Annotated in this window: 25 protein-coding genes and 2 tRNA genes; 7 read left to right on the top strand and 20 right to left on the bottom strand. The window is 74.4% G+C overall.

From position 1 onward, the window contains the following. Positions 1–88 precede the first annotated feature (88 nt). From AC1050_RS14085 to AC1050_RS14075, 3 genes are read left to right on the top strand one after another with little or no spacing between them, the layout of a single operon-like run. Entirely contained in the window at positions 89–1,141 is a 1,053-nt protein-coding gene (locus tag AC1050_RS14085) for an ANTAR domain-containing protein (protein WP_482388032.1), read from the top strand. 33 nt (positions 1,142–1,174) lie between these two features. Beyond that, positions 1,175–1,348: a hypothetical protein gene (locus AC1050_RS14080; protein WP_482388031.1), complete on the top strand. Its 174-nt coding sequence runs from the start codon at positions 1,175–1,177 to the stop codon at positions 1,346–1,348. Between the two features lie 4 nt (positions 1,349–1,352). Continuing rightward, positions 1,353–2,150 carry an ANTAR domain-containing protein gene (locus AC1050_RS14075; RefSeq protein ID WP_482388030.1) on the top strand — a complete coding sequence of 266 codons (798 nt, stop codon included), beginning with the start codon at positions 1,353–1,355 and terminating at the stop codon, positions 2,148–2,150. Here AC1050_RS14075 and AC1050_RS14070 read toward each other — a convergent pair. The 8 genes from AC1050_RS14070 to leuC form a co-directional block, all read right to left on the bottom strand. Further along, positions 2,086–3,153, bottom strand: a complete 1,068-nt coding sequence (locus AC1050_RS14070; RefSeq protein WP_482388029.1) for a LacI family DNA-binding transcriptional regulator — start codon at positions 3,151–3,153, stop codon at positions 2,086–2,088. The genes AC1050_RS14075 and AC1050_RS14070 overlap by 65 nt on opposite strands. A gap of 17 nt (positions 3,154–3,170) precedes the next feature. Continuing rightward, positions 3,171–4,232 (bottom strand): glycoside hydrolase family 43 protein, encoded by a 1,062-nt coding sequence (locus AC1050_RS14065; protein WP_482388028.1) that lies wholly within the window; start codon positions 4,230–4,232, stop codon positions 3,171–3,173. Positions 4,233–4,237: 5 nt separating this feature from the next. Further along, a complete protein-coding gene (locus AC1050_RS14060) occupies positions 4,238–5,092 on the bottom strand; it encodes a carbohydrate ABC transporter permease (RefSeq protein ID WP_482388027.1) in 855 nt (284 codons plus the stop codon). Next, a complete protein-coding gene (locus tag AC1050_RS14055) occupies positions 5,089–6,042 on the bottom strand; it encodes a carbohydrate ABC transporter permease (RefSeq protein ID WP_482388026.1) in 954 nt (317 codons plus the stop codon). The genes AC1050_RS14060 and AC1050_RS14055 overlap by 4 nt, the downstream gene beginning before the upstream one ends. Beyond that, a complete protein-coding gene (locus tag AC1050_RS14050; protein WP_482388025.1) occupies positions 6,039–7,325 on the bottom strand; it encodes an ABC transporter substrate-binding protein in 1,287 nt (428 codons plus the stop codon). The genes AC1050_RS14055 and AC1050_RS14050 overlap by 4 nt, the downstream gene beginning before the upstream one ends. 244 nt (positions 7,326–7,569) lie before the next feature. Next, the gene (gene murA / locus AC1050_RS14045) at positions 7,570–8,886 is read right to left on the bottom strand and encodes a UDP-N-acetylglucosamine 1-carboxyvinyltransferase (RefSeq protein WP_482388024.1); all 1,317 of its coding nucleotides are present in this window, start codon (positions 8,884–8,886) and stop codon (positions 7,570–7,572) included. Positions 8,887–9,027: 141 nt separating this feature from the next. Beyond that, on the bottom strand, positions 9,028–9,693 hold the full coding sequence (gene leuD / locus AC1050_RS14040; protein WP_482388023.1) for a 3-isopropylmalate dehydratase small subunit: 666 nt from the start codon (positions 9,691–9,693) through the stop codon (positions 9,028–9,030). Between the two features lie 61 nt (positions 9,694–9,754). Beyond that, positions 9,755–11,206: a 3-isopropylmalate dehydratase large subunit gene (gene leuC / locus AC1050_RS14035; RefSeq protein ID WP_482388022.1), complete on the bottom strand. Its 1,452-nt coding sequence runs from the start codon at positions 11,204–11,206 to the stop codon at positions 9,755–9,757. Positions 11,207–11,304: 98 nt separating this feature from the next. Between leuC and AC1050_RS14030 the strand changes: the two genes are divergently transcribed. Then, complete coding sequence (locus AC1050_RS14030; protein WP_482388021.1) at positions 11,305–12,024, top strand: IclR family transcriptional regulator; 720 nt, start codon at positions 11,305–11,307, stop codon at positions 12,022–12,024. Between the two features lie 296 nt (positions 12,025–12,320). Here the strand turns inward: AC1050_RS14030 and AC1050_RS14025 are convergent. The 7 genes from AC1050_RS14025 to AC1050_RS13995 form a co-directional block, all read right to left on the bottom strand. After that, positions 12,321–12,393: transfer RNA gene (locus AC1050_RS14025), tRNA-Glu, on the bottom strand. 102 nt (positions 12,394–12,495) lie between these two features. Then, a tRNA-Gln gene (locus AC1050_RS14020) sits at positions 12,496–12,567 on the bottom strand. 192 nt (positions 12,568–12,759) lie between these two features. After that, positions 12,760–13,500, bottom strand: coding sequence for an HAD family hydrolase (locus AC1050_RS14015; protein WP_482388020.1), 741 nt, complete (start codon positions 13,498–13,500; stop codon positions 12,760–12,762). Beyond that, positions 13,497–14,999: a glutamate--tRNA ligase gene (gltX, locus tag AC1050_RS14010; protein ID WP_482388019.1), complete on the bottom strand. Its 1,503-nt coding sequence runs from the start codon at positions 14,997–14,999 to the stop codon at positions 13,497–13,499. Before gltX ends, AC1050_RS14015 begins: the two co-directional genes overlap by 4 nt. A gap of 9 nt (positions 15,000–15,008) precedes the next feature. Beyond that, on the bottom strand, positions 15,009–16,469 hold the full coding sequence (locus AC1050_RS14005) for an alanine/glycine:cation symporter family protein (protein ID WP_482388018.1): 1,461 nt from the start codon (positions 16,467–16,469) through the stop codon (positions 15,009–15,011). Between the two features lie 54 nt (positions 16,470–16,523). Then, positions 16,524–17,306, bottom strand: a complete 783-nt coding sequence (locus AC1050_RS14000) for a fumarylacetoacetate hydrolase family protein (RefSeq protein WP_482388017.1) — start codon at positions 17,304–17,306, stop codon at positions 16,524–16,526. 16 nt (positions 17,307–17,322) lie between these two features. Beyond that, positions 17,323–18,144, bottom strand: a complete 822-nt coding sequence (locus AC1050_RS13995; RefSeq protein WP_482388016.1) for a methyltransferase domain-containing protein — start codon at positions 18,142–18,144, stop codon at positions 17,323–17,325. A gap of 105 nt (positions 18,145–18,249) precedes the next feature. On the opposite strand from AC1050_RS13995, the gene AC1050_RS13990 reads away from it, so the two are divergent. Continuing rightward, entirely contained in the window at positions 18,250–19,293 is a 1,044-nt protein-coding gene (locus AC1050_RS13990) for a heparan-alpha-glucosaminide N-acetyltransferase domain-containing protein (RefSeq protein ID WP_482388015.1), read from the top strand. A 10-nt stretch (positions 19,294–19,303) separates the two neighbouring features. Here the strand turns inward: AC1050_RS13990 and AC1050_RS13985 are convergent, their stop codons facing one another. The 5 genes from AC1050_RS13985 to AC1050_RS13965 form a co-directional block, all read right to left on the bottom strand. Continuing rightward, positions 19,304–19,966 carry a pyridoxine/pyridoxamine 5'-phosphate oxidase gene (locus tag AC1050_RS13985; protein WP_482388014.1) on the bottom strand — a complete coding sequence of 221 codons (663 nt, stop codon included), beginning with the start codon at positions 19,964–19,966 and terminating at the stop codon, positions 19,304–19,306. Positions 19,967–20,035: 69 nt separating this feature from the next. Next, positions 20,036–20,500 carry a PTS sugar transporter subunit IIA gene (locus AC1050_RS13980; protein WP_482388013.1) on the bottom strand — a complete coding sequence of 155 codons (465 nt, stop codon included), beginning with the start codon at positions 20,498–20,500 and terminating at the stop codon, positions 20,036–20,038. Continuing rightward, the gene (locus AC1050_RS13975; RefSeq protein ID WP_482388012.1) at positions 20,500–20,730 is read right to left on the bottom strand and encodes a PTS sugar transporter subunit IIB; all 231 of its coding nucleotides are present in this window, start codon (positions 20,728–20,730) and stop codon (positions 20,500–20,502) included. The genes AC1050_RS13980 and AC1050_RS13975 overlap by 1 nt, the downstream gene beginning before the upstream one ends. 55 nt (positions 20,731–20,785) lie before the next feature. Continuing rightward, entirely contained in the window at positions 20,786–21,031 is a 246-nt protein-coding gene (locus AC1050_RS13970) for a PTS sugar transporter subunit IIB (protein ID WP_482388011.1), read from the bottom strand. 17 nt (positions 21,032–21,048) lie between these two features. Then, a complete protein-coding gene (locus tag AC1050_RS13965; RefSeq protein ID WP_482388010.1) occupies positions 21,049–21,846 on the bottom strand; it encodes a GntR family transcriptional regulator in 798 nt (265 codons plus the stop codon). A 245-nt stretch (positions 21,847–22,091) separates the two neighbouring features. On the opposite strand from AC1050_RS13965, the gene AC1050_RS13960 reads away from it, so the two are divergent. Together AC1050_RS13960 and ptsP are read left to right on the top strand one after the other, a co-directional pair. Continuing rightward, positions 22,092–23,465 (top strand): PTS transporter subunit EIIC, encoded by a 1,374-nt coding sequence (locus tag AC1050_RS13960; protein ID WP_482388009.1) that lies wholly within the window; start codon positions 22,092–22,094, stop codon positions 23,463–23,465. After that, the gene (gene ptsP, locus AC1050_RS13955; protein ID WP_482388008.1) at positions 23,462–25,138 is read left to right on the top strand and encodes a phosphoenolpyruvate--protein phosphotransferase; all 1,677 of its coding nucleotides are present in this window, start codon (positions 23,462–23,464) and stop codon (positions 25,136–25,138) included. The genes AC1050_RS13960 and ptsP overlap by 4 nt, the downstream gene beginning before the upstream one ends. Positions 25,139–25,189: the final 51 nt, after the last annotated feature.

The following is a 25,189-nucleotide window of genomic DNA, read 5'->3' as shown; positions in this document are numbered from 1 at the left end:
CCGCGCATCGTTGGGACGAAGCGAGCCGCGCGAGAAATACCGGTTCGACGTGCGCCTGAAGCCGTCGTGCCACGGCTCCGGAGTCTGCATGTCCCTCAGCACCCGTCCCTCGTCGTCGTCGACCGCCTCCTGGTCCGTGGCCCCGGGCACGTTCCGTCTCCTGGGTGACGGCGACTCCGTGGCCTGGTCGGAGCCCGTGTACCAGATGCACGGGTTCCAGCCGGGCGAGGTCGTGCCCTCGACCGCCCTCATGCTGGCGCACTGCCACCGCGACGACCGGCTCGCGCTCGAGGCCGTCCTGCGCTCGGCCGCCGCGGGCGATGTCACGGGCTCCGGCCGCAGCGCCCGGTACCGGCTGCTCGACGCGACGGGCCAGGAGCGGGTCGTGCTCGCCGTGCTCGCCCCCGGCACCGACGGGAACGGCGTGCCCCAGCTGCCCGGGGAGTCCGGCGCCCCCGGCCCGGGCGACGCCGCGGAGCCGGGCGGCACGTCGCCGCACCACGGCCTGCTCGTCGACCTGGGCGCCGAGATCAGCGCCACCGCCGCGCGCCGCGCGGACGAGATGCTCGCCGCCGCCATCGCCTCCCGCGAGGTCATCGACCAGGCGAAGGGCGCGGCCATGCTCGCCTACGGGCTGGACGGCGAGGCCGCGTTCGACTTCCTGCGCTGGCACTCCGAGCACCTCAACGTCAAGGTGCGCACGCTCGCCGAGCGGCTCCTGGAGACCATGCCGGCCCGCCGCGCGGACGGCGACCCCCGCGAGATCATCGACGCCGCGCTGGCCGAGCTCGGCGGTGCGCCCGCCACCGCCGGCACCGGCGGCGGGCGCGGGTCCGGCGTGCTGCCCGCCTCGCTCACCGTGACCCACGAGGTCGAGGGCCGGTCCGTCGTCGCCCACGTCGACGGCGAGGTGGACGGCGCGACCGCGCCCGCCCTGGTCGCCGGGCTCGCGACGGCGCTGCGCGCCGTGCCGGCGCGCGGCACGCTGGTGGTCGACGCGTCCCGGCTGCAGCGGGTCGGACCGGTCGCGGCCCTGCACGTGGCGCGGCTGCGGCGGCGTGCCGAGCAGGCGGGCGTCCAGCTGCGGATCGTCCCGCCCGCCGCCGACCCCTCCGAGATGCGGGACGGCGACCTCGGGTAAAGCATGGAGGGACCCGATCGAGGAGGTAGCAGCGTGAGCGAGCAGCAGGCCGACCGCCCCGAGGGCGTCCTGCCGGGCGGCGACCCGGACGACGTCGCCGAGCAGAGCACACCCGGTTCCGACGGCGACGGCCCCGAAGCCGGCTACACCGCGCAGCGGTCCTCGGGCGACGCGTCGCAGGAGGACCCGGGCGCGGACGGCGCCTGAGGCCGTGAGCTCCGTGGCCCGGTCGCAGGCGCGGGACGGATCCGCGCAGGTCGGGGTCCGCGGCGGCTGGCGTGCCGACGCGGTCGGTGCCCTGCACGCGATGCTGGCGAGCACCGTGCAGGTGGACGAGCTGCTGACCGTCATCGCGGCCCAGGCCGCGGAGCGCGCCGGGCCGGGGTGCTCGGCGGCGATCACGGTGCGGCTGGCGGGCCAGGCGACCGTCGCCGCGGCGACCGACCACCGCGCCGAGACGTGCGACCGGGCCGAGCAGGCCGCCGGCGACGGCCCGTGCCTCGAGGCCGGGCGGCAGTCCCGGATCGTGGTGGTCGCCGACGTCCGGGACGACGACCGGTGGCCGCAGTGGCACGAGGCGACCCTCGACGCCGGCTTCCGGTCCGCGGCCGCGCTGCCCGCCGCCACGCCGCAGGGGCTCGACCTGGACCTGGCGATCAACCTCTACCGCGACGAGCCGGGCGACTGGGGCCTCGACGTGCTGGGCGACGTCGGGCAGTTCGCGGACGACGCCGTCCGCGCGGTGGCCGTCGCCGCACGCGTCGAGGAGCAGGCCCGGGTGAACGAGGACCTCCGCCAGGCCATGGCCGCGCGCGCGGTCATCGACCAGGCCCTCGGGGTGGTGATGGCCCAGAACCGGTGCGGCCCGGAGGAGGCGTTCGAGATCCTGCGCCGCGCGTCCCAGCACCGGAACCAGAAGCTGCGGGTCCTGGCGGCGGAGATCGTCACGCAGGTGTCGGGCAGCACCCCGCACAGCCCGCACGAGTTCCGCGACCGGCCGCGTCGGTAGGCCCGGCGCCGGGGGGCCGCGCGCTGGTGCCGCCCGGGGCCGTGCTGCACCGGACCACCACCCGGAACGGCACCTCGACCTGGCACGGCGGCAGCCCGGGTTCCGCGAGCCGCCGCACCAGCAGGCGGACCGCCGCGGCCGCCAGCAGCTCCAGGTCGGGGGCCACCGACGTCAGCCCGGCGTACCGGGACTCCTCGACGTCGTCGAACCCCGCTACCGCCACGTCCTGCGGCACCCGCAGCCCCGCACGGCGCAGCGCGTGCACCGCACCGAGCGCCAGCAGGTCGTTGAAGCACAGCACCGCGTCCGGTGGCGGCCCCGCCGCCAGCAGCGCCTCGACGGCGCCGATCCCGTCCTCCCGCCGGTAGGCCGCGACCTGCGGCACCAGCGCCTCGTCGGGCCGCAGCCCCGCCGCCGCGAGCGCCTGCACGTGCCCGCGCCACCGCTCGCCGCCCGTGCTGCCCGGCACCTGCCGGCCGACGACGGCGATCCGCCGCCGGCCCGTGGCGAGCAGGTGCGCGGTCAGCTCCCGGGCCGCGCGCACGCTGTCCATCGCGACGTGGTCCGCGCCGACGTCGTACCGGTGCTCGCCGAGCATCACCAGCGGCGTCCGGCCGATCCGGTCGAGCACCAGCGGCTCGGGCGTGACGAGCGGCGACAGGATCACGCCGTCGACCAGCCGGGAGGTCAGGTCCACCAGCGCGACCCGCTCCCCCTCGACGTCGCCGCGGGTCTCCTCGATGACCAGCACCCGGCCGTGCTCCTTGGCCGCGCGGCCGGCGGCCGAGGCGAGCGCCGCGAAGTAGGGCGACGTCAGCTCCGGCACGGCGAGCGCGAGGATGCCGGACCGCCCGTGCCGCAGGCTGCGCGCGCTGGGGTTCGGCCGGTAGCCCGTGAGCTCGATGGCGGCCAGCACGCGGGCCCGCGTCACCTCGCTGACGTGGGGGTGGCCGTTCACCACGTTGGACACGGTCTTGAACGACACCCCGGCGCGTGCGGCCACGTCCCGCAGCGTCACCGTCACGGCGTGCGGCCCACGGTCGCCGCGGGGCCGTCCAGCACCGGGACGCCGTCGTCGCCGAACCGCAGCGGCGTCAACCACATCTGCCGGCCCGGGTAGGTGGCGCCCACCGCGTCCGGCGGCCACGCGTGGTGCACGTACCAGGTGCCCGTGTCCGTGGTGACGACGCTCCCGTGCCCCGGCCCGGCGGCGACCTCGTTGCTCCGCATCAGCGGCTCGTCGTGCGGCTTGGTCCACGGGCCGAGCAGGTGGTCGGCGACCGCCCAGCCCACCCCGTAGTCCGCGGACCCGTAGTCGTTCGCGGAGTACAGCAGGTGGTACCGGCCGTCGTGGACGTGCACCGACGGCCCCTCGACCAGGTGCCCCTCCCACGGCTGGTCGTGCGTGACGAGGTCGACCGGGCCGTCGCCGACCAGCGCACCGCCGTCCGCGGCGAGCTGCTGCACCCGGATCCAGGACCGGACGCCGACGTGGTTGCCGTCGTTCTTCCACAGCAGGTACGGCGTCCCGTCGACGTCGACGAACGGGGACGCGTCGATCGACCCGCCCTCGTCGTGCTCGCACACCAGCGGCGCGTCGGCGTCGTCGACGAACGGCCCCGTCGGCGCGTCCGCGTACGCGACCCCGATGCACTGCTGCTGCGTCCTGCGCTCCATCGCGGTGTAGTACGCGACGTACCGGCCGCCCAGCTCGACGACCTCCGGCGCCCAGTGCCGGCCCGCGCCGGACCAGGGGGCCAGGGTCGGCATCGCGTCGCCGACCACCTCCCAGGTCACCAGGTCCGGCGAGGTGAGCACGGGCATCGTGCCGAACCGGCCCTGCGTGCCGTACGCGTACCAGGCGTCGCCCGCGCGCAGCACGAACGGGTCGGGGAGGTTGCCGTCGTGGACCGGGTTGCTGAACGCCACGTCCTGCTCCTGCTCGGTGGTGGGGACGGGCTCGGCGCCGGCGGGCCCGCCGGGACCGCACGCGGCGGTCCCGGCCACCAGGCCCAGCACCAGCGCGCCCGACGCCAGCGCCCGGGTGGAGCGCCCGCCGCGACCGGGGATGACGCGTCGCACGGCGCTCACCCCTTCAGCCCGCTGCGCGCGACGCCCTCGATGATGAACCGCTGCGTCAGCAGGAACAGCACGATCACCGGGACGGACGCCACCACGGCGCCGGCCATGATGGACGGGAAGTCGGTCACGTAGGCGCCCTGCAGGAGCTTCAGCCCCGCGGGCAGGGTGAGCCGGTCCGGGCTGAACAGGACGTAGACCGGCCAGATGTAGTCGTTCCAGTTGCCCAGGAACGCCAGCACCGCGAGCGTGGCCAGCGCGGGCCGGGTGTTGGGCAGCACCACGCGCGTGAACACGTGCCACTGGTTGGCCCCGTCCAGGGCGGCGGCCTCCTCCAGCTCCGCCGGCAGCCCGACGAAGAACTGCCGCAGGAAGAACACCCCGAACGCCCCGGCCGCGCCCGGCACCACCAGCGCCCACACCGAGTCGGTCCAGCCGAGCCGGTCGATCGTCAGGTAGTTCGGCATCAGGAACACGAACGCCGGCAGGAACAGCGTGGAGACGATGACGCCGAAGATCAGCCCGCGCCCGCGGAACCGCATCCGGGCCAGGGCGAACGCCGCCGTCGACGCCACCGTCAGCACCAGCGCGGTGTGCAGGGTCCCGGCCAGCAGCGAGTTGAGGAACCAGCGCAGCACCGGGTACTGCCCGTCCAGGCTGAGCAGCCGCTCGTAGGCGGACAGGTCCACCTCGGCCGGCCAGAGCGTCGGCGGGGACGCCGTGGCCTCGCCGTAGGACTTGACCGACGTGAGGCCCATCCACAGCAGCGGGCCGATGAACGTCACCGCCAGCGCCGCGACCAGGGCCCAGGTCGCGCCCGCGCCGAGCCCCCGGCGGGTCCGCCCGCCGGCCCCGGCGCTCACGACGCCCTCCGCGCACGCAGCCCGCGCCGCCGGCGAGGGACGCCGTCGCGTTCCCGCAGGGCGACGAAGCTGATGATCGAGACGATGCCGAGCCCGATGGACAGCACGTACCCCATCGCCGCCGCGGCCCCCATCCGGTACTGCCCGAGCCCGGTGTCCAGGATGACCATGAGCGCGGTCCGCGTGGACGTGCCCGGGCCGCCGCTGGTCATCAGGTCCGCCTGCCCGAACATGTTGGCCGAGGCGAGCACCGTCATGGTCAGCACGAACGCCAGCACCGGCCGCAGCCCGGGCAGCGTGACGTGCCGGAACCGCTGGCGGGCGGAGGCCCCGTCGACCTTCGCCGCGTCGTACAGCTCGGCCGGCACGTCCTGCAGCCCGGCCAGGTAGATGATCATGTTGAAGCCGAGGGTCCACCAGACCGTGACGCCCACCAGGGACACCCAGGTCCACGGCTGCGCGGTGAGCCACGGCACCGGGTCGCCCGCACCCAGCGCGTGCAGCACCCGGTCCAGCCGGGTGACCTGGAGCAGGTGGTTGAGGATGCCGAGGTTCGGGTCCAGCACGAACCGGAACAGCACGCCGACGACCGCCACCCCCAGCACGTACGGCAGGAACACCACCGCGCGCAGGAACGTCCGCCCGGGGAACCGACGGTTCAGCGCCATCGCGAGCAGCAGCGGCAGCGTCAGCAGCACCGGCACCGAGGCCACGACGAAGATCCCCGTGGCGGACATCCCGTCCCAGAACCTCTCGAACAGCACGCTGGCCGGGTCGAGCAGGTCGGCGTAGTTGCCCAGCCCCACGAACGGCTTGCTCGGCATCAGGTAGTCCCAGTCGTGCAGCGACATCCAGAGCCCGCGGACCGCCGGGAACGCGACGAACGTGCCGAAGATCGCCAGGAACGGCGCCAGGAACAGGTACGGCGTGAACCACGCGCCGCGCTTCATGCGCCGTAGCGGTCGCGGTTGTCGGCCAGCACCTGGTCGGACCGCGCCGCCGCGTCCGCCAGGGCCTCGGCCGGCTCCTTCTGCAGCAGCACCGCCTCGTTCAGGGCGGTGTACAGCTCGCCGATCGCGTCGCCGATGCCGGGGATCGACGGCAGGAACCGCAGGTCCTCCGCCTGCTCGGCGATGGCCGCCTGGTGCTCGAGCGCCGCGAACTCGGCCGAGTCGCGCGCGGAGATCCGGGCCGGCACCTGCCCGCCGACGGCCCACTCGGCCGACTGCTGGGACACCCAGTTGATGAACGTGCGGGACGCCTCCAGCTGGTCGTCGGACGTGCCGCGCTGCTTGGTCATCACGAAGTTGTGCGAGCCCGCCCACGCGGCGTCGACGCTGCCGATGCGCGGCAGCCGCCGCACGCCCCACTCGAGGCCGCCGATCGAGTCCAGGGTGTTGATGGACCAGATGCCGTTCCAGTTGAACGCCGCCTGGCCGTTCTGCAGGGCGATCAGGTCGGCGTCCTGCCCCACGTCGGGGACGCTCCAGCCGCGGTGGATCGCGTCCACCATCCAGGACAGCGCCTCGACGCCCTCGTCCTGCGCCCAGGTCGTGGTGGCGCCCTCGGCGTCGAACAGGTCGCCGCCGAACTGCCAGATCAGCGACTGCACCGTCTGCCCGCCGGTGAACGTGTGCGGGCTCATCCAGTGCCCCGCCACGCCCTGCCCGAGCAGCGTGTCGAGCGCCGCCTCGTACGACGCCCGGTCCATCGGCGGGTCCTCCGGGTCCAGCCCGGCGTCGGCCAGCACCCGGGTGTTGTAGAACATGCCCAGCGGGTGCACGTCCAGCGGGATGCCGTAGCGCTCGTCGTCGTACAGCCCGGCGTCCCAGACGGTCCGGATGAAGTCGTCCGAGGTCAGCCCGAGGTCGTCCGCCACGTCGTCCAGCGGCAGCAGCAGGCCGCGGGCGGCGGAGGTGGGCAGCGAGTCGAGGTGCTGGATCGCGACGTGCGGGCCCTGGCCCGACGTGAGCGCGGCGGGCAGCTTCGCGTGGAAGTCAGCCCACTCCATCGTCGTCATCCGGACCGCGATGCCCTCGTGCTCGGCGTTGAACCGGTCGACCAGGTCCTGCATCACCGGGCCGTCGCCCCCGGTGAAGCCGTTCCAGAAGGCCAGCTCGACCTTGCCGGACGCGCCGGAGGACGACGGGCCGGGGCTGCCGGACGAGCAGGCCGCGACGGTGGCGCCGAGGCCCACCGCACCGAGGCCCGCCAGGAACCCGCGACGGGACATGCTGCTGAGGGTGGCGCCCGGTCGCGGGCGCGCCGAAGTCGGTCGTGTCTGGCTCACAGTGGCTCCTTCGCCATGGGGCCAGGTGGGCGGCGGCTGTTCGCCACCCGGCGTTTACAACGGATAACCGATACCTATGAGTAGCAACATCGCGGCTCCGTCGTCAACCCCGTCCTGCCGCCCCTGGGGACGACGACGCCCGCCGGGCCGGGGGCCGGGCGGGCGTCGTCGCGAGGTCGGCGGAGCGTCAGTCGCGGTCGAACTTGGCGCCGAGCGCCTCGAGCTTCGCGGTGAAGTTCTCGTACCCCCGGTCGATCAGGCTGATGCCCCGCACGGCCGAGGTGCCCTGGGCCGTGAGCGCCGCGATCAGGTGGCTGAACCCCCCGCGCAGGTCCGGGACCTCGATGTCGGCCGCCGTGAGCGGCGTGGGGCCGGAGATCACCGCGGAGTGCGAGAAGTTCCGCTGGCCGAACCGGCAGGGCCGGCCGCCCAGGCACTCCTTGTAGACCTGGATGGTGGCGCCCATGCCGCGCAGCGCGTCGGTGAAGCCGAACCGGTTCTCGTAGACCGTCTCGTGCACGATGGACAGGCCCTTGGCCTGGGTCAGCGCGACGACCAGCGGCTGCTGCCAGTCGGTCATGAAGCCGGGGTGCACGTCCGTCTCCAGCACGATCGACGACAGGTCCCCGCCCGGGTGGAAGAACCGGATGCCCTCGTCGTCGATGGCGAACTCGCCGCCCACCTTGCGGAAGGTGTTGAGGAACGCCGTCATCTCGGGCTGCGAGGCGCCGCGGACGTAGATGTCGCCGCCGGTGGCCAGCGCGGCCGACGCCCAGGACGCCGCCTCGATCCGGTCGCCCAGGGCGGTGTGCTGGAACCCGACGAGCCGGTCGACGCCCTCGATCCGGATGACCCGGTCGGTGTCGACCGAGATGATCGCGCCCATCTTCTGCAGGACGTTGATCAGGTCCATGATCTCGGGCTCGATGGCCGCGTTGGTCAGCTCCGTGATGCCCTCGGCGCGCACGGCGGTGAGCAGCAGCTGCTCGGTCGCCCCGACGCTCGGGTACGGCAGCGTGATCTTGGTGCCCTGCAGGCGGCGCGGCGCCCGGATGTGGATGCCGTTCTCGCGCTTGTCCACCACGGCGCCGAACTGCCGCAGGATGTCCAGGTGGTAGTTGATCGGCCGGTCGCCGATCCGGCAGCCGCCCAGGTCGGGGATGAACGCCTCGCCGAGCCGGTGCAGCAGCGGGCCGCAGAACAGGATCGGGATGCGGCTGGAGCCGGCGTGCGCGTCGATGTCCGCCACGTGCGCGGACTCCACGTCGGTCGGGTCCAGGCGCAGGACGCCGCCCTCGGCGTCGGCCTCGACCCGGACGCCGTGCAGCTCCAGCAGGCCGGTCACGACGCCGACGTCGCGGATCTGCGGGACGTTCCGCAGCACGCTCGGGGTCTCGCCCAGCAGCGCGGCCACCATCGCCTTGGAGACGAAGTTCTTCGCCCCGCGGACGGTGATCTCCCCGGAGAGCGGGGTGCCGCCGTGGACGTACAGGAGGTCGGTCATCCCCCCATGGTGGCGCACGCCCGGGGGTGCTCGCGCCAGGCGCACACGCGTCGCGGGCAGCGCGCGCCAAACCTCCACAAAGGGGACGCCCGGGCCACGCACGGTGCTGCGCGTGGCCCGGGCGTCGCGGCCCCTGCCGGACTACAGGCCGGGGCGGCGGCCCAGGCTCAGCTCGACGGGACGGGCGGCCTTGATCTCGACCGGCGGCAGGTGCTTGGCCGGCAGCGTCTTCGGGCGCCACGCGTCGCGCCGCGCCTCGAACGCCGTGATCTCCTCCTCGTGCTGGAGCGTGAGGCCGATGTCGTCCAGGCCCTCCATCAGGCGCCAGCGCGTGTAGTCGTCGATCTGGAACGGCACCACGACGTCGTCGCAGGTGACCGTGCGGGTCGCCAGGTCCACGGTCACCTCGGTGCCCGGGGTGGTCTCCAGGACCTTCCAGATCAGCTCGATGTCCTCCTGCGCGAGCTGGGCGGCGACCAGGCCCTGCTTGCCCGAGTTGCCGCGGAAGATGTCGGCGAACCGGGAGGCGAGCACGGCCTTGAAGCCGTAGTCCTTGAGCGCCCACACCGCGTGCTCGCGGGACGAGCCGGTGCCGAAGTCGGGGCCCGCCACCAGGACCGACCCGGACTTGTAGGCCTCCTGGTTGAGCAGGAAGTCCGGGTCGCCGCGCCAGGCGGCGAACAGCGCGTCCTCGAAGCCGGTGCGGGTGACCCGCTTGAGGTAGACGGCGGGGATGATCTGGTCGGTGTCGACGTTGCTGCGGCGCAGCGGGACGCCGACACCGGTGTGCTGGGTGAACTTCTCCATGAGCGTGGCTCGCTCTCTTCGGGTCGAGGGGCTGCGGGGGCGACGGCTGCGGTGCGGCGGCTCAGGCCGGCTGGAGGTCCAGCGGCGAGCCGTCCGGCACGGCGACGTCCGGGCCCAGGTCGGAGACGGAGGACAGGGTGCCGCGGATCGCCGTGGCGGCCGCGACCAGCGGGGACACCAGGTGCGTGCGGCCGCCCTTGCCCTGCCGGCCCTCGAAGTTGCGGTTCGACGTCGACGCCGAGCGCTCCCCCGGCGCCAGCTGGTCGGGGTTCATGCCCAGGCACATCGAGCAGCCGGCGTTGCGCCACTCCGCGCCGAAGTCCAGGAAGATCTTGTCCAGGCCCTCCGCCTCGGCCTGCAGCCGCACGCGCGCCGAGGACGGCACCACGAGCACGCGCACCGAGTCGGCCTTGGTCTGCCCCTGCATCAGCTTGGCGGCGGCCCGCAGGTCCTCGATCCGGCCGTTGGTGCACGAACCGATGAACACCGTGTCCACCGCGATCTCGCGCAGCGGCTGGCCCGGGGTCAGGCCCATGTACTCGATGGCGCGCTCGGCGGCGACGCGCTCGTTGGCGTCGGCGATCTCCTCCGGCACCGGCACGGTGGCCGACAGCGGCAGGCCCTGGCCCGGGTTGGTGCCCCAGGTGACGAAGGGCTCCAGGTCGGCGGCCTCGAGGACGACCTCGGCGTCGAACGTGGCGTCGTCGTCGGTGCGCAGCGTCCGCCAGTACGCGACCGCGGCGTCCCAGTCGGCGCCCTCCGGCGCGTGCGGGCGGCCCTTCAGGTACTCGAAGGTCGTGTCGTCCGGCGCGATCATGCCCGCGCGGGCCCCGGCCTCGATCGACATGTTGCAGATCGTCATCCGGCCCTCCATCGACAGGGCGCGGATGGCGTCGCCGCGGTACTCCAGGACGTAGCCCTGGCCGCCGCCGGTGCCGATCTTCGCGATCACGGCGAGGATGATGTCCTTCGCCGTGGCGCCGATCGGCAGCGCGCCGTTCACGGTGATCGCCATCGTCTTGAACGGGGCCAGCGGCAGCGTCTGGGTGGCGAGCACGTGCTCGACCTCCGACGTGCCGATGCCGAACGCCAGCGCGCCGAACGCGCCGTGCGTGGAGGTGTGCGAGTCGCCGCACACGACCGTCAGGCCCGGCATCGTCAGACCCAGCTGCGGACCGACCTGGTGCACGATCCCCTGGTCGGCGTCGCCGAGCGAGTGCAGGCGGACGCCGAACTCCTGCGCGTTGTTCCGCAGCGTCTGGATCTGGGTGCGCGAGGTCGTGTCCGCGATCGGCCGGTCGATGTCCAGCGTCGGGGTGTTGTGGTCCTCCGTGGCGAGCGTGAGGTCCGGCCGCCGCACGGGGCGCCCGGCGAGCCGCAGCCCCTCGAACGCCTGGGGGCTGGTGACCTCGTGCACGAGGTGCAGGTCGATGTAGAGCAGATCGGGCGCGCCGTCCGTGCCGCGCCGCACGATGTGGTTCTCCCACACCTTCTCCGCCAGGGTGCCCGCCATGTCGGGTGTCCTCTCCGCTCGGTCCGGCGGTGGGGGCCGCCGGAGCCTGTCTGGGTGTCGCACTTGCGTCTCAGTGAGCGAGACGCCAATATCGACCTATGGACAACTCTAGCGGAGTCGGCGTCTTGGACAAGGCCGCCTCGGTCCTCAACGCACTTGAGGCCGGACCCGCCACGCTCGCGCAGCTGGTCAACGCCACCCATCTTGCCCGTCCGACGGCCCACCGCCTGGCCGTCGCGCTGGAGCACCACCGCCTGGTGGGGCGCGACATGCAGGGCCGGTTCGTGCTCGGCCCGCGCCTGACCGAGCTGGCCAGCGCCGCCGGCGAGGACCGGCTGCTCGCGGCCGCAGGCCCCGTGCTCGCCGCGCTGCGCGACCACACGGGCGAGAGCGCGCAGCTCTACCGCCGGCAGGGCGACCAGCGCATCTGCGTGGCCGCCGCCGAGCGGCCGATCGGCCTGCGCGACTCGATCCCCGTCGGCGCCACGCTGACCATGGGCGCGGGCTCCGCGGCGCAGATCCTGCTCGCCTGGGAGGAGCCGGACCGGCTGCACCGCGGGCTGCAGGGCGCCAAGTTCACCGCGACGATCCTGTCCGGCGTGCGCCGGCGGGGCTGGGCGCAGTCCGTCTCCGAGCGCGAGCTCGGCGTCGCGTCGGTCAGCGCCCCCGTCCGCGGGCAGTCGGGGCGCGTCGTCGCGGCGGTGTCCATCTCCGGACCCGTGGAGCGCCTGAGCCGCCAGCCCGGCCGGCTGCACGCCGCCGCGGTCGTCTCCGCCGCCAACCGCCTCACGGAGGTCCTTCGCCGCACCGCGGAGTGACCCCGCGCGCCGGTCGGGTCCGCCCCGCCCGGCGGGCCGAGCGCGCTCAGCCCGCTCCCCCTCCGGCGAGGTCGTCATACCTGCGCGAGGTCGTCACACACGAGTGACGACCTCGCGCACGTGTGACGACCTCGGCACCTGGCCGAGCTGCGGCGAGGTCGAGGCTTTGCGGTGAGGTCGAGGGTTTGCGCCCGCCTGAGGCCGACAACCCCTCGACCTCGGTACCCCGGCGGGCCGCGTGAGCCCGGGGACAGCAGAAAGGCCGGTCACCTCGCGGTGACCGGCCTTTCTCGATGTACCCCCAAGGGGATTCGAACCCCTGTTACCGCCGTGAGAGGGCGGCGTCCTAGGCCTCTAGACGATGGGGGCCTGGACGATCTCACCGCCGGAGCGGCTTGACCGGGTCTTACTGTACTGCATCCTGCTCGGCCTCTTCAAATCGGCCCGGTCGGACCTTCTGGAGAAACCTTGCTGGGGTACCAGGACTCGAACCTAGACTAAGTGAACCAGAATCACTCGTGCTGCCAATTACACCATACCCCAATGGCATTGCTTGCCTTACTTTACCCGACCTTCCGACCAGCACCGACCGGCGCGCGGGGCGCCGGGAAGCGGGTGGAGGGGCGGGCGCCGCACGGACGCCTTGCCGACGGAGAACATTACCGGAGAGACCGGCACGCTCCAAACCGGCCGCTCGCGTGCGCCCTGAGGCCGGCTGACGCGGCCTGGCCCGCGTCAGAGCCCGAGCACGTCCGGCAGCTCGGCCAGCGACCGGATGACCACGTCCGTCGGCGCCGGCTCCCCCGCGTTCGCGTCCTTCGCCCCGAGCCCCGGCCGCGCCAGCCACACGCCCCGCAGACCGGCGGCCGTCGCAGCGCGCGCGTCGACGTCGAGCTCGTCGCCCACGTACGCGGTGCGCCCCGGCTCCGTGCCGAGGCGGCGGCACGCCTCGGCGAACACCCGCGGGTCGGGCTTGCCGAACCCGAGCGTGTCGACGCCGACCAGCATCGGCACGTCGTCGATCAGCCCGGCGCGGGTGAGCTTGCGCACCTGGTACTCGGTGGCGGCGTTGGTGAGCGCGCCCACGCGGATGCCGGCGTCGAGCAGGTGCCGGACCACCGCGGCGGCGTCGTCGTGCGCGGCCCACGCGCCGGTGAACCGGTCCTCGAACAGGGTGTTCCACTCGTCGTACGCGGCGTCGTCCAGCACCGGCCCGCCGAACGTCGCGTGCAGGTCGTTGGCGCGGGCCATCCGCTGCTCGCGGTACGACACCTCGCCGCGCGTGTACCCGCGGTACCGGCCGCCGGCGTCGGCGCGCCAGTGGTCCAGCACCTCGACGTCGCGCGCGGGGTCCAGGTCGGGCAGCCAGGTCCGCGACACGGCGGCCAGCGCCTGGGCGAACGCGCCGTGCGTGTCCACCAGGGTGTCGTCGACGTCGAACAGGACGCCGTCGACGGGCAGGACCGGGGCGGTCACAGCGACGCGCGCAGCGCCGCCAGCCGCGCCAGGGTGGACGTCCGGCCGAGGATCTCGAGGGACTCGAACAGCGGCGGGGACACCCGGCGCCCGGACACGGCCACCCGCAGCGGGGTGAACGCGAACCGCGGCTTGATGCCGAGCCCGTCGACCAGCGCAGCCTGCAGCGCGTCCTGGGTCGCCTGGGTGGTGAACCCGTCCTCCGGCAGCGCGGACAGCGCGGCGGTGGCGGCGTCGAGGACGTCGGCGGCGCTGTCCTTGAGCGCGGCGCGCGCGTCCTCCTCGACGACCAGGGCGTCGTCGGCGGTGAACAGGAAGCCGAGCATGCCCTCCACCTCGCCCAGCAGCGTGACCCGGGTCTGGATCAGCGGGGCGCCGGCGTCGAGCAGCGCGCGGTGCTCGGCGGACAGGTCGGCGTAGGAGTCGGCGGGGACGAGGCCGGCGCGGTGCAGGTAGGGCACCAGGCGGTCGCGGAAGTCCTCGGGCGCGAGCAGCCGGATGTGCTCGGCGTTGATCGCCTCGGCCTTCTTGAGGTCGAACCGCGCGGGGTTCGGGTTCACGTCGGCCACGTCGAACGCCTCGACCAGCTCGGGCACCGAGAAGATGTCCCGGTCCGGGCCGATCGACCAGCCGAGCAGCGACAGGTAGTTCAGCAGGCCCTCGGGCGTGAACCCGCGGTCGCGGTGCAGGAACAGGTTGGACTCGGGGTCCCGCTTGGAGAGCTTCTTGTTGCCCTCTCCCATGACGTACGGCAGGTGGCCGAACTCCGGCACCACGGTGGCGACGCCGAGCTCGAGCAGCGCGCGGTACAGCACGACCTGCCGCGGGGTGGAGGACAGCAGGTCCTCGCCGCGCAGCACGTGCGTGATGCCCATCAGCGCGTCGTCGACCGGGTTCACCAGCGTGTAGAGCGGCTGGCCGTTGCCGCGCACGATCACGTAGTCCGGGATCGACCCGGCCTTGAACGTGACGTCGCCGCGCACCAGGTCGCTGAAGGTGACGTCCTCGTCGGGCATCCGCAGGCGGAGCACGGCCTCGCGGCCCTCGGCCCGGTAGGCGGCCTTCTGCTCGTCGGTCAGCGCGCGGTCGAAGCCGTCGTAGCCGAGCTTCGGGTCCCGGCCGGCGGCACGGTGCCGGGCCTCGACCTCGTCGGGCGTCGAGAAGGACTCGTAGGCGTAGCCGCCCTCGACCAGCCGGCGCGCGACGTCGGCGTACAGGTCCATCCGCTGCGACTGCCGGTACGGCTCGTGCGGGCCACCGACCTCGACGCCCTCGTCCCAGTCCAGGCCGAGCCAGCGCAGCGCGTCCAGCAGCTGCTGGTAGGACTCCTCGGAGTCGCGCGCGGCGTCGGTGTCCTCGATGCGGAACACGAACGTGCCGCCGGTGTGCCGGGCGTAGGCCCAGTTGAACAGGGCCGTGCGGATCAGCCCGACGTGCGGGGTCCCCGTCGGCGAGGGGCAGAAGCGGACACGGACGCCGGACGCGGCAGGAGCACTCACACGCCAACCCTAGCGAGCGTCGGGCGCCACCCCGACCCGCGGTGCGACCGGCGCCCACACGTCGCCCGGGACGTCACCGGGCAGCAGCGGGTTGCCGTGCCCGACGAACCGCGGTTCGGTGCCGGCCGCCTCCGCCCGGCGGTAGTCCGCCAGCGCGCCCAGCGCCCACCTGCTCAGCAGCAGGATCGCCACCAGGTTGACCGTGGCCATCAGCGCCATCGCGACGTCCGCCACCGCCCAGACGGTGGTGAGCGCGAGCAGCGAGCCGAACCCGACGGCGGCCAGCACCAGGGTGCGCAGGGTGGTGAGCGCGCGCCCGCGGACGCCGAGGAACGTCAGGTTCACCTCGGCGTACGAGTAGTTGCCGAGCACCGAGCTGAAGGCGAACACGAAGATCAGCAGCGTCATCGGCCACGTGGTCCAGGTGCCGAGCTCGTGGGCGACGGCCGCGGACGTCAGGGCCGCCCCGGCGCTCTGGTCGGTCTGGCCCGGGACGTACACGTCCGGGCCGGCCGACAGGATGATGAACGCGGTCGCCGAGCAGACCAGCATCGTGTCGACGAAGACGCCGAGAGACTGCACGAGGCCCTGCTTGACCGGGTGCGACACCGTCGCCGTCGCCGCCGCGTTCGGCGCCGAGCCCATCCCCGCCTCGTTGGAGAACAACCCGCGCTTGGCACCGTTCAGCACCGCCGCCAGGATGCCGCCGGCGGTGCCGGCCAGCGCGCTGTCCAGGCCGAACGCCCCGCGGAGGATCTGGCCGAGCACCTCCGGCAGGGTGGACGCGTTCAGCAGCACGATCACCAGCGCGAGCAGCAGGTAGGCGGCCGCCATCACCGGCAGCATGACCTCGGCGACGCGGGCGACGCGGCGGACCCCGCCGAACAGCACGGGCGCGGCGAGCAGCATCAGGCCCACCGCCGTCCACGCCACCGGGACGCCGTGCGACGCCTGCAGCGTGTCCGCGATCGTGTTGGCCTGCACCATGTTGAACGCGAACCCGAAGGTCACGACCAGCAGCAGGGCGAACACGACGCCCCAGCGTCGCGAGCCCAGGCCCCGCTGGATGTAGTAGGCGGGCCCGCCCCGGAACGAGCCGTCGGGGTCGCGGACCTTGAACACCTGGGCGAGCGTCGCCTCGACGAGCGCGGTCGCCATGCCGACGGCGGCGACGACCCACATCCAGAACACCGCCCCGGGCCCGCCCAGGGTCAGCGCGACGGCGACGCCGGCGATGTTGCCGGTGCCCACCCGGGACGCGAGGCCCACGGCGAACGCCTGGAACGAGGAGATGCCGCCCTCGGCACCGGAGCGGGACGCGGCGACCTGGCGCAGCATCGCCGGGAACAGCCGCACCTGCACCACGCCGGTGCGCACGGTGAACCAGATGCCGACGCCGACCAGCAGGTAGACGAGCCAGTAGGTGTAGAGGGCGTTGGTCAGCCAGTCCAGCCCGGCCTGCAGGTCCATCGGGTCTCCTTCACGGAGCCAGGGGCTCCGGGTCGTGACCCTCGCGGGCCGTGGTCAGCTCCGGCGCAGCACCGGGTTGCGCAGCGTGCCGATCTCCTCGACCTCGACCTCGACGACGTCCCGCTCCTGGAGCAGGCCGACGCCGGCCGGGGTGCCGGTGAGGATGATGTCGCCCGGCAGCAGGGTGAACACCTCGGACACGTACGAGATGAGCGCGGCGACGTCGAACACCATCTGCGAGGTGCGGCCGTCCTGCTTGGTCTCGCCGTTGACCCGCGAGCGCACGGCGAGGTCGTCGACGTCCAGCCCGGGCACGATCCAGGGCCCGATCGGGCACGACGAGTCGAAGCCCTTGGCCCGGACCCACTGCGAGTCGGTGCGCTGGGCGTCGCGGGCGGTGACGTCGTTGGCGACGGTGAACCCGAACACCTTGCTCAGCGCGTGCTCGGGCGTGACGTCCTTGGTGACCTTGCCGATGACGACGGCGAGCTCGGCCTCGTACGAGACCTCCTCGGTCCAGTCCGGCAGCACGATCGGGTCGTCCGGACCGACCACGGCGGTATTCGGCTTGAGGAACAGCAGCGGCGCCGTCGGCACCTCGTTGCCCATCTCGGCGGCGTGGTCGACGTAGTTGCGCCCGACGCCGATGATCTTGGACCGCGGGATCACCGGGGCCAGCAGCCGGACGCCGTCGCCGAGCGGGATCCGCTCGCCGGTCGGCTGGACCGGGGTGTAGATCGGGTCGCCGCTGATGACGACGAGCTGCTCCGAGCCGGGCTCGCCCTCGACCAGGGCGTAGCGGGGGTCGTCCCCCGTGGTGAACCTCGCGATACGCACGAGAGCACCCTAACCGTCAGACGCGGGCGAGCACCTCGCCGTGCAGCACCGCGAACCACCCGTCGGGCGCCTCGCCCCACTCGCGCCAGCCCGCGGCGAGCTGCTCGAGCCCCACCTCGTCGGCCAGCCCGTGCGCGACCGCCTGGTGCGCGAAGTCGGAGGCGACGCAGCGCTCGGCCCACAGGCCGGCCCACCACGTGCGGTCCTCGGCGGAGGCGTAGCTCCACACGCCCGCGGTGGCGACGACGGCGTCGGGGTCGTAGCCGGCCGCGAGCACCCAGGACTGCAGGCGGCGGCCCGCGTCGGCCTCGGCCCCGTTGGCCTGGGTGACCTCGTGGTAGAGCGCGGACCACTCGTCGAGCGTCGGCGAGGCCGGGAACCAGGTCATCCCGGCGTAGTCGGCGTCGCGCACCGCGACCACGCCGCCGGGGCGGGTCACGCGGCGCAGCTCGCGCAGGGCGGCCACCGGGTCGACCAGGTGCTGGAGCAGCTGGTGCGCGTGCGTGACGTCGAAGCTGGCGTCGTCGAACGGCAGCGCGTAGGCGTCCGCCGCCCGGAAGGTCACGTTCGGCGTCCCCGCGGCGTCACCCGCCGCGCGCGCGATCTCGACCACGCGCTCGGACCGGTCGACCCCGACCACCTCGCCGGGGGCGACCCGCGCGGCGAGGTCGAGGGTCAGGTTGCCCGGGCCGCAGCCCACGTCGAGCAGGCGGTGGCCGGGCTGCAGGGCGGGCAGCAGGTAGGCCGCCGAGTTCTCCGCGGTGCGCCACCGGTGGGAGCGCAGCACGCTGTCGTGGTGGCCGTGGGTGTAGACCTCGGCCGGGTGCGTGTCGGTCACCTCTCGACTGTAGGGGCGCCGACGCGCTGCGTTCCACTCCCCGGTACGTTCCGTCCCGCTCAGCGAGACACCGCGTCCCCCAGGTCCGGCCGCTAGCGTGGCGGCATGCAGCGGATCACCGGGGTGGACGTCGCCCGCGGCCTGGCGGTGCTGGGCATGCTCACGGCGCACGTGGGCCCCGGCGGGCCCGACGACCCGTGGCCGTGGTCGCTGGCGCAGGTGGCGGACGGGCGGTCGGCCGCGCTGTTCGTGCTGCTGTCCGGGGTCTCGGTCGCCCTGATCTCCGGCGGGTCCGCGCCGGTCGCCGGGACCCGGCGCGCGCTCGCCCGGACCAAGGTGCTGGTGCGGGCGTTCGCCGTGCTCGGCATCGGCGTCGCGGTCCTGCTGCTCGGCACGCCGATCGCGGTGATCCTGCCGACGTACGCCGTGCTGTTCGCCGCGACGGTGCCGCTGCTCGGCGCGGACCCGCGCAGGCTGCTGGCGGGCGCGGCCGCCGTCGCGGCGATCGGCCCGGTGCTGCACCTCGCGCTGCAGCCGGTCCTCCTCCGCCTGCCGGGGCGCGCGTACACCGACCTCCTCGTCGGTGACTTCTACCCGGCCGTCGTCTGGTTCGCCTACGTGCTGGTGGGGCTCGCCGTCGGGCGGATGGACCTGCGCGACCGCGGCGTCCGGCTGCGGCTGCTCGGCGCCGGCGTGGCCCTGGCGGTCGTGGGGCACGCGCTGTCGGCGCTGCTCACCCGGGTGCTCGCCGCCGACGAGGCGCTGGTCGCGCTCGTCACCACGGAGCCGCACTCCAGCTCGGTGCTGGAGGTGGTGGCGAACACCGGCGTCGGGCTCGCCGTGCTGGCGCTGTGCCTGCTCGTGGCCGACGCCGTGCCCGCGCTGGTGGCGCCCGTGGCGGCGACCGGCGCGCTGGCGCTCACCGCCTACACGGTGCAGCTGGTCGCGATCGCGGCGCTGGGGTCGTCGGTGGTGTGGGAGCCGGACACCGGCACCTGGCTGGCGTTCCTCGGGTGCACCCTCGCGGCGTGCTGGCTGTGGCGCGCGGCGTTCGGCCGGGGGCCGCTCGAGCGGCTGCTGCACGGGCTCGCGGCGCGGGCCGCGGACGTGTCGCCGGACGAGCTGCCGGCGCGGGCCCCCGCCGCCTGAGGCCGCGGGCTCAGGGCCAGTCGAGGCGCCGGTCCCACCGGTCGCCGGCCCGGGAATACCGGACCCGCAGGTGCGTGCGGTCGGACACGCCCTGCCAGAGCTCGACCTCGTCCGGGCGCACCGCCCAGAGCTGCCACGTCGGCAGCACGAGCCCGGGCTCCCGGTCGACCCGGGCCCGCGCCTCGACCACCGCGTCCGCCAGCTGGGCGGCCGACGTCAGCTGCTCCCCCGGCCGCGAGGCCAGGGACGCGGCGCGCGAGCTGGGCGAGCGGCGCAGGAAGTCCGCCGCGCTGGTGGCGGCGTCCAGGGCGTGCGCGCGGCCCGAGACGCGCACCTGGCGCCCCAGGGCCTGCCAGTAGAAGGTCAGCGCCGCGTGCGGGTTGGCCGCGAGCTCCCGCGACTTGGCGGACCGGGCGTCGGTGGCGAACACCCACGCGCCCTCGGCGACGTCGGTGAGCAGCACGACCCGCGCGCTCGGCACGCCGTCGCGACCGGCGGTCGCCAGCGTGACCGCGTGCGGCTCGGGGACGCCGGCCGCGACCGCGTCGGCGAACCAGCTCTCGAACGCCTCGACCGGGTCGGCGGGCAGCGCGTACGGGTCGACCTCCGCGAGGTCGCCGGTGAGCGCGGGCAGCGTCCGCAGCAGGTCCCGCGTGGTCGGTCGGGTCGGCATGGCCCCATCATCGACCCGCGCGGCGCGCCCGGGGCGGGACGTCGGCCCCGCCCCGGACGGGCGCAGCCCTCAGGCGAGGGACAGCAGCGGGTCCCCCGGGGACACGCGGGTGCCGGGCTCGGCCAGCCGGGTCAGCGACTCGGGCGCCGCCTCGAGCCCGACGACCGGGCAGATCGCCGACCGGCCGCCGGCCTCGACGGCCGCCGGGTCCCACTCGACCAGCAGCTGCCCCGGCGTGACGGTGTCGCCCTCGGCGACGTGCAGCGTGAAGCCCTCGCCGCCGAGCTGCACCGTGTTGATGCCGAGGTGCACCAGCACGCCCCGGCCGCCCTCGGCGAGCAGCACGAACGCGTGCGGGTGCAGCTTGGCCACGGTGCCGGCGACGGGGGCGACGACCGTGCGGCCCGCCCCGGACGCCGCGTCGGGCTGCACGGCGAGCCCCGGCCCGACGATCTCCCCGGCGAACACCGGGTCGTCCACGTCCGCGAGCGCGTGCACGACCCCGGCCACCGGGGCCAGGACGGTCAGCGCCATCAGCGCAGGTCCTCGATGTCGGAGGCCAGCGTGTCCGCCTCCGGGCCGACGATGACCTGGACGACGGTGCCCTGCTGCATGACGGCGATCGCGCCGGCCGCCTTCAGGGTGGCCTCGGTGACCTTCGACGGGTCCTCGACCTCGACGCGCAGGCGCGTGATGCAGGGCTCCAGGTCGATGATGTTGGCGTCCCCGCCCAGTCCGGCGAGGATCTGCTCTGCCTTGCTCATGGTGATCTCCTTCGTGGCTCAGCCGGTGTGTGAGTTCAGTGGTGGTCGGGGGCCGTCACATCAGGTCCTCCAGGTCGGTGGCGAGGGTGTCGACGCTCGGGCCGATCACCACCTGCACCACCCGGCCGGACACCATGACCCCGAACGCGCCGGCGGCGCGCAGGGCCGCGGCGTCGACCCTGGACGGCTCCTTGACCAGCGAGCGCAGCCGCGTGGTGCACGGCTCGATCTCGTCGATGTTGCCCACGCCGCCGAGCCCGGCGAGGATCGCCGCCGCCTGCTCGGTCCCGTGACGCGTCATCCGGTGACTCCTCTCGTTCACGGCTGGGCCCCCACGGTCTCGGTCTCGCGCTCGCCCTCGTCGGCCCGCCCGCGCGGCACGAGTGCCGGCCCGGGGGCGCTGAGCGGCACCCAGACGCTGTACCGGTCGCCGCGGTAGCAGGCCCGCGAGTACATGGCCGGGGCGTCCGCGCTGAAGGTGCGACGCGTGGCGCGCAGCACCGCCCGGCTGGTGCGCAGGTCGAGCAGCGCGGCCTCCTCGTCCGTGGCGTCGGAGGCGGTCAGCGTCTCCTCGCCCCAGGACGGCTCCAGGCCGACGGCGCGCAGGGCGTCGTGCATGCTCACCGGCGGCCCGTCGGCCAGCAGGTCGGGCACGAGCGCGACCGCGACCCAGTGCTGCTCGATGCTCATCGGCGAGCCGTCGGCGTACCGGACGCGGCGCAGGTGGTGCAGCGGGGCGCCGACGACGGTGCCGAGCGCGTCGGCGGCGTCGGCGGACGCGGGGACCGTGCCGACGCCGAGCACCCGCGTCTCCGGGCGCATCCCGCGGCGGCGCATCTCCTCGCCGAACGTGGTCAGGCGCATCTCGAAGTCCATGCGCTGCGGGGCCACGAACGTGCCGCGGCCCTGCTCGCGGACCAGCAGACCCTCGCCGACCAGCGCGTCGACCGCCTGGCGGACCGTCATCCGGGAGACCCCGAAGCGCTCGCACAGCGTGCGCTCGGACGGGATCGCGTCGCCGACGAGCAGCTCGCGCTCCACCAGGTCCACCAGGAACGACCGGACCTCCTGGTACTTGTGGGCACCACGCGGGGGTCGGGGCTGCTCGGCGTGCACGGCCTCACCCTCCCACCTCGGTCGTCGTCGTCCGCACCACCCGCGGGTCGACGGAGCGTCTGCACGGCCGCCGATGTGGTCCTTGACACATCTTCCGGTCTAGACCACTCTGACCGCAACTGGTCCAGACAACTTGCCGGACTCGACGGCGACCACGCAAGTGCCGCACTTCCCCCACCGGGTGCACACACCCGCCGGACCCCCGGCGGACCCTCCCCCTGCACCTCTCTCGACGAGGAGTGACCATGTCCGCCACCACGGTCGACACCCCCAAGCGGGGCATCCCCGGGCTCGCGCAGCTGCAGCGCGTGGGCCGCTCCCTGATGCTCCCGATCGCCTCGCTGCCCGCCGCGGCCCTGCTGCTGCGGCTCGGGCAGTCCGACATGCTCGGCGCCGAGGGCGTCGGCCGGAACGCCGAGTGGATGCTGCCCGTCGCCGACGTCCTGGCCGCGGCCGGCAACGCGCTGCTCGGCAACCTGCCGCTGCTCTTCGCGCTCGGCGTTGCCATCGGCTACGCCCGCAAGTCCGACGGCTCCACCGCACTGGCCGCCGTCATCGGCTACCTGGTCTTCACCGGCGTGACCGACGCCCTGTCCCCGTACGTCCTGGACCGGGCCGGCGAGGGCGAGGTCCAGGAGCTCATCAACTACGGCGTGCTCGGCGGCATCGTCATCGGCCTCACCGCCGCCCTGCTCTACCAGCGGTTCTACCGGATCAAGCTGCCCGCCTACCTGGCGTTCTTCGGCGGCCGCCGGTTCGTGCCGATCATCACGGCGGGCGTCGCCGTGCTGATCGCCGTGGTCGCGGCGCTCATCTACCCCGCCTTCGACGCCGGGTTCACGGCCGTCGGCGACTGGGTCACCGGCTCGACCATCATCGGCGCGTTCGTGTTCGGCACGCTCAACCGGCTGCTGCTGCCGTTCGGCCTGCACCACCTGCTCAACTCGCTGCCGTGGTTCCAGTTCGGCTCGTACGACGCGGACGGCCAGACCTGGAACGGCGACATCGCCCGCTTCCTGCACGGCGACCCGACCGCGGGCACCTTCATGACCGGCTTCTTCCCGATCATGATGTTCGCGCTCCCCGCCGCCGCGCTGGCGATCGTGCACACCGCCAAGAAGAAGAACCGCAAGGTCATCGCCGGCATCATGGGCTCCGCCGCGCTCGTCGCGTTCGTCACCGGCGTCACCGAGCCGCTCGAGTTCGCGTTCGTCTACGTGGCCTACCCGCTGTACGCGATCCACGCGGTGCTGACCGGCACCTCGATGGCCCTGGTGAACGCGCTCGACATCCGCAGCGGGTTCGGGTTCTCCGCGGGAGCCATCGACTACCTGCTGAACTTCCGGATCGCCGAGCAGCCGCTGCTGCTCATCGTGATCGGTCTCGGCTACGCGGTCGTCTACTACTTCCTGTTCCGGTTCATGATCCTGAAGTTCAACTTCAAGACGCCCGGACGCGAGGACGACCCCGTCGCCGAGGGCGCGGGCGCGGGCGACACCGTCCCCGCCGACACGGTCCCCGCCGACGAGCCGGTCGCCTCCGTCCCCGCCGCCCGCGTGGAGTCCCGCGCCGACGACCCGGGCCGGCACGCCACGGGCCGCACCGAGGGCACCGCGTGACGGTCGTCCTGCACGGCGTCGGGGTCAGCCCCGGGACGGGCGCCGGCGTGGTCGCGACCATGCCGGCGCCCGTCGCCGAGCCGCCGGTGGCGACCGTGGCACCGGGCACGGACGTCGAGGCGGCCGTGGCGGCGATCGACGCCGCGACCGCCGGCGTGCAGGCCGACCTGGCCGCCGCCGCGGCCGGCGCCACCGGCACGGCGGCGGAGGTGCTGACCGTCGCCGCCGCGATGGCCGCCGACCCGGCGCTCGCCGCCGACGCCGCCCGCCGCGTCCGGACCGCCGGCAGCACCCCCGAGCGCGCGGTCTGGGAGGCCGCCGGGGTCGTCATCGACCAGCTCGCGGCGCTCGGCGGGTACATGGCCGAGCGCACCCGCGACGTCGCCGACATCCGGGACCGGGTCGTCGCCCGGCTCACCGGTGTCCGGCCGCCCGGCGTGCCGGACCCGGGGCACCCCTTCGTGCTCGTCGCGCACGACCTCGCCCCCGCCGACACCGCCACGCTGGACCCGGCGCAGGTCGTCGCCATCGTCACGGTCGGCGGCGGGCCCACCTCGCACACCGCGATCCTGGCCCGCGCGCTCGGCATCCCCGCCGTGGTCGCGGCACCGGACGCCGCCGCGCTGGCGGACGGGGAGACGGTCGTCGTCGACGGCTCCGCGGGCGAGGTCCTGCGGTCGCCGTCCCCCGACGACCTCGCGGCGGTCGAGCGCGCCGCCGCCCGGCGGGCCCGGTCGTTCAGCGGCCCGGGCGCCACCGCCGACGGGCACCGCGTGCAGCTGCTGGCCAACGTCGCCGACCCGTCGGGGGCGCGCGCCGCCGCGGACGCCGGCGCCGAGGGCGTGGGCCTGTTCCGCACCGAGTTCTGCTTCCTCGGCCGCACCGAGGAGCCCTCCGTCGCCGAGCAGGTCGAGGCCTACCGCTCCGTGCTGGCCGCGTTCCCGGGACGCAAGGTCGTCGTCCGCACGCTCGACGCCGGCGCCGACAAGCCGCTGCCGTTCGTCACCGCCGCCGGCGAGCCGAACCCGGCGCTCGGCGTCCGCGGGCTGCGCACCGCCGCCCGGCACCCCGAGGTGCTGGACCGGCAGCTGCAGGCGATCGCGACCGCGGCGGCCGCCGAGCAGGCCGAGGTCTGGGTGATGGCGCCGATGGTCGCGACCCCGGACGAGGCCGAGGCGTTCGTCCGGCTGTGCGCCGCCCACGGGCTCGCGCAGGCGGGCGTCATGGTCGAGGTGCCGGCGGCCGCGCTGTGCGCCGGCGCCGTCCTGGAGCACGCGCGGTTCGCGAGCCTCGGCACCAACGACCTGACCCAGTACGCGATGGCGGCCGACCGCGAGCTGGCGGACCTCGCGGCGCTGTCGACCCCGTGGCAGCCGGCGGTGCTGGCGCTGGTCGCGGCGACCTGCCGCGGCGGGGACGAGCAGGACCGCCCCGTCGGCGTCTGCGGCGAGGCTGCCGCCGACCCGGCGCTCGCGCCCGTGCTGGTCGGGCTCGGCGTCACGTCGCTGTCGATGACGCCCCGCGCGCTCGCCGACGTCGCGGCGGTGCTGGCGTCGGTCACGCTGGCGGACTGCCGCCGGGTGGCGGCACTGGCCCTGGCGGCACGGACCCCGGCCGACGGGCGTGCCGCGGTGCGGGACGCCCTGCCGGTGCTGGCCGAGCTCGGCCTGTAGGTCGCCGCATGACGACGGCCCCGGTGCACGCGAGGTGCGCCGGGGCCGTCG

The organism is Cellulomonas sp. NEAU-ZC6, from assembly GCF_056844425.1.
This window is presented reverse-complemented; position numbering and strand designations above follow the sequence as displayed.

Excerpts from the sequence above, each read along its gene's own strand:
- AC1050_RS13980 (WP_482388013.1), bottom strand. The coding sequence starts at position 20,500 with ATGGCGCTGACCGTCCTGGCCCCGGTGGCCGGGGTCGTGCACGCGCTC.
- AC1050_RS13970 (WP_482388011.1), bottom strand. The coding sequence starts at position 21,031 with ATGACGCGTCACGGGACCGAGCAGGCGGCGGCGATCCTCGCCGGGCTC.
- leuD (WP_482388023.1), bottom strand. The coding sequence starts at position 9,693 with ATGGAGAAGTTCACCCAGCACACCGGTGTCGGCGTCCCGCTGCGCCGC.
- AC1050_RS14005 (WP_482388018.1), bottom strand. The coding sequence starts at position 16,469 with ATGGACCTGCAGGCCGGGCTGGACTGGCTGACCAACGCCCTCTACACC.
- AC1050_RS13985 (WP_482388014.1), bottom strand. The coding sequence starts at position 19,966 with ATGCCGACCCGACCGACCACGCGGGACCTGCTGCGGACGCTGCCCGCG.
- AC1050_RS13960 (WP_482388009.1), top strand. The coding sequence starts at position 22,092 with ATGTCCGCCACCACGGTCGACACCCCCAAGCGGGGCATCCCCGGGCTC.
- murA (WP_482388024.1), bottom strand. The coding sequence starts at position 8,886 with ATGACCGACCTCCTGTACGTCCACGGCGGCACCCCGCTCTCCGGGGAG.
- AC1050_RS13990 (WP_482388015.1), top strand. The coding sequence starts at position 18,250 with ATGCAGCGGATCACCGGGGTGGACGTCGCCCGCGGCCTGGCGGTGCTG.
- AC1050_RS14055 (WP_482388026.1), bottom strand. The coding sequence starts at position 6,042 with ATGAAGCGCGGCGCGTGGTTCACGCCGTACCTGTTCCTGGCGCCGTTC.
- leuC (WP_482388022.1), bottom strand. The coding sequence starts at position 11,206 with ATGGCGGGCACCCTGGCGGAGAAGGTGTGGGAGAACCACATCGTGCGG.
- AC1050_RS13975 (WP_482388012.1), bottom strand. The coding sequence starts at position 20,730 with ATGAGCAAGGCAGAGCAGATCCTCGCCGGACTGGGCGGGGACGCCAAC.
- AC1050_RS14085 (WP_482388032.1), top strand. The coding sequence starts at position 89 with ATGTCCCTCAGCACCCGTCCCTCGTCGTCGTCGACCGCCTCCTGGTCC.
- AC1050_RS14050 (WP_482388025.1), bottom strand. The coding sequence starts at position 7,325 with ATGTCCCGTCGCGGGTTCCTGGCGGGCCTCGGTGCGGTGGGCCTCGGC.
- AC1050_RS14030 (WP_482388021.1), top strand. The coding sequence starts at position 11,305 with ATGGACAACTCTAGCGGAGTCGGCGTCTTGGACAAGGCCGCCTCGGTC.